This is a genomic window from Nonomuraea sp. NPDC003201, from assembly GCF_053590415.1.
In genome coordinates, this window is sequence record NZ_JBSFTC010000615.1 from 1 (window position 1) to 3,154 (window position 3,154).

Annotated in this window: 1 protein-coding gene; it reads left to right on the forward strand. The window is 68.8% G+C overall.

Going from position 1 to position 3,154, the window contains the following annotated elements; genetic code table 11:
* The first annotated feature begins 112 nt into the window (after positions 1-112).
* Positions 113-3,070 carry a DddA-like double-stranded DNA deaminase toxin gene (locus tag ACWDX9_RS61685; RefSeq protein ID WP_449973177.1) on the forward strand — a complete coding sequence of 986 codons (2,958 nt, stop codon included), beginning with the start codon at positions 113-115 and terminating at the stop codon, positions 3,068-3,070.
* The last annotated feature ends 84 nt before the right edge of the window (positions 3,071-3,154 follow it).

Here is a 3,154-nt window from a genome sequence, read left to right on the forward strand (position 1 = left end):
GACCTGGAAGTTCGTGTACGCCCCCGGATTGACGAAGGCGATGGCGCGTACCTGGGTGCGGGCGTAGTTGAACTCCAGGCACACCTGGTAGGCGGAGATGCACAACCGCGTCATGCAGCAGATCGGCCCGCAGATCTCCGCCTGGATCTCGCCCATCAACCAGATCACCGCCGTGACGCAGCAGGCATACGCCGCGGTCGCCGCCGCCGATTCGGCGCGGGCGAACACCGAGGCCGCCGGACGCGCGGCCGAGGCCGCCGGCCGTTATGCGGGGGCAGCCAGCGCCGAGGCGCGGGCCGCGTTCGCCGCGGCCGCGCGGGCGGGAGCAAGCGCGGAACGGGCGAAGCGCGCCACCGCGGAAACGGTGCGTCAAGCGGACATCGCCAAGGACGCGGCCGGCAAGGCGCGAGATGCCGCGACGCGAGCGGTGTCCTATGCGGAGGCGGCGGCGAGCGCCGCGGCGAGCGCGGCCCAGCATGCGGGCAGCGCCGTCAACGCGGCCGAGTTGGCGACGCAGCACGCGAACAATGCCTACCGTGCGGCGGAGGACGCGTTGCAGGCGGCCGAGACGGCCCAAGCCGTCTACAAGTCGGCGCGCGAGGCAGACGCCGAACGGCTCAAGAACGAGCTCGAGCTCGAGTTGTCCTTCGCCCGGCACATCAGTGCGGAAGCCGCCAAGGCCAAGTTGCAGGACGCTCGCGGCTTCGGAGTGCCGATGGGCCGCTATCACAGTCCGCAGATCGATGCGCTGATCGCCGAGGCCGCCGACACGCGGACCGATCCCGCACTGGCGGTCGGCAAGGCGCGGGAAGTGGCCCGGTACTTCGCGACCGTGCCCGGTACGTGGACCAGCTCGGCGGCCATGTCCGCTCTCGGCGAGGACGATGACGTCCTCGTCCTCCAGTTCGTCAGGAGCGGGCTCGCAGCCGCCGAGGAGCAGGACGACCGCACAACGCTGACCGGTCTCATGGTCACCGGCACCCCGGCCATGAGAGCCGCTGCCCAGCGCACTCTCGATGGCGGGTGGCCCGGCGTCATCGCCTTCCTCAACGATCCGGACTACCCCGAGCGAGCCGCCGAACAGCGGGAGCAGGTCGGGCGGATCCTCGCCGACGCCCGCAGCGCCGGCAACACCGAGACCGAGAAAGCGGCGAACACCGCCCTGCGCTCGGACGATCCGGACGCGCTCGAGAAGTTCCTGGAGGTGACGCACAACACCACGTACACGATCGACATCCGGTCGAGGGTCGGCGCGATCGCCGGGGATGACTCCTACGGCACCGAGGTGCGGAACGGCGCCCAGATCGCGCTCGCCGGGACGACGGCGATGCAGGTCGAGTTCCTGGAGGTGGATCGGCACCGTGCGGCCGAACGCGACTACGCGACGGCCACCCACAACTACATCGCCACCTCCTTGATGATCGAGACCTCGCAGATCGCGGAGCGCGCCGTCGAGTTCGCGCGCACCGCGCAGGCCGCGGCGGCAGAGGCCCGCGGTGCGGCGGAGGAGGCCATCGGTTACGCGGACGACGCGGGCAAAGCCGCCGGCCAGGCGCGGACGTACGCAACCGAGGCCGTCGCCCAAGCCCGCGACGCCGCCGCGTCCGCCGAACGAGCCGCGCAGGCCGTCCGCACCGCCGCCGCCGCGACCAAGCAGGCCCAGCAGTCGGCCGGGAAGGCGTCCCTCTCGGCCCGCTGGGCACGCGCCTCGGCTGCTTCGGCGGCAAAGGACGCGGCAGGCGCCTTCGCCGCCTACGACACCGCGTACAAGGCGCAGATCCTGGCCGGCCAGAGCGCGTCAGAAGCGGCTCGCATCGCGGCCGAGGTCTTCGAAGACTATCGGGAAGAGGCCAAGGCCCGGCTGAACGAACTCAAGGCCGAGTGGTACGGACACTGCAAGTGGGGGCCCGAGGACGGCCTGCCCGGATACAACGACTGCAACGCCTACGTCGAAAAGATTCTCAACGATCCCAAGGGGCCACTCCACGATCCGGACGGCTACGCCCAGGAACGGATCCAGCACTGCAGGAACCAGTTCGTCGGCAAGGCCCAGGACGCCTGCATGTCCGTCGTCCTGAGCCCGCTCTTCTACTTCGCGGCAAGGGGGATCTCCGACCGGGAGACCGAAACGCATCGCCTCGCCGAGGAGTACATGGCCCTGACCGGCCTGGACCTGCTCAACGGCGCCTCCCAATGGTCGGTGACGAACAAGTGCAAGAACGCCGCCATGGGAGGCGTCGTGACCGGGGGGAAGAAGTTCTCGGACTGCATCACCGGCGCCCTGGACCTGTCCGAAGATCCCGACTGGGACAAGTATGCGAGCGAGTGGAAGGGCACCTTCGTGGAGTCGCTCGTCCCGGAGGAGCTTCGGTTCGCCGAGTACAACTCGGAATGGGGAACGATGTACCTGCGCGAGCACCTGTCCGACCGGACCATCCTCTCGGCGATCCACGAGTCCGACCTGGCGACGTCACTCCTGCGCATCCTTCCGATCGGATGTGTTCAGGACGGCGGGCAGTGCCCGTACGCGGATGCCGCGCAACAGCTGAAGAACGTGAGCGAGTCGATCAAGCTGCTGAACAACCAGGGCTATATCGTCGACGAGTCCGGGCGGGTGCTCGATGCGAGCGGACTGCCGATCGCGAGCCTGCCACCGATCGATGATCTCCAGAAATGGGCGAACTATACGGTCGAAAGCGGGCTGCACGACGACCTGGCGGCCCTCGAAGACCGTCTCGGCCTGCTGTACAGGCAGGAGTTCGGGCTGCCCATGGCGCCACCGGCATGGCACCTCGAGACGCAGCTCGCCTATCGCGTCGCCACGCGGGAGGTGAAGCTACGCGAGAACACGCTCCGGCTGGTCATGAACAACCGTGGCGGTGTCTGTGACGCGGTGCCGATCAACGGCACCGCACTCGACCAGCAGCGACAGGTCGTGGCCGGGTGCGTCCAAGCCATCAAGATGTTGCTTCCAGCCGGCACGACCATGATCATCTACTACCCCGACCCGGCGAATCCGGCAGAGCTGCTTGAGGTCACCGTGCGTGGCGTCGGCCGCTGGCTGGACTGAGCCCGTCACCGCGCATTGACCCGGTAGCCGTTGTCACGCAGCGCCAGCGTGCTGCCGGACGGCGGCGTGATCACGTGGATGTAG

Bases quoted from the DNA above. Each gene is read 5' to 3' on its own strand.
- ACWDX9_RS61685 (WP_449973177.1), top strand. From the start codon at position 113: ATGCAGCAGATCGGCCCGCAGATCTCCGCCTGGATCTCGCCCATCAAC.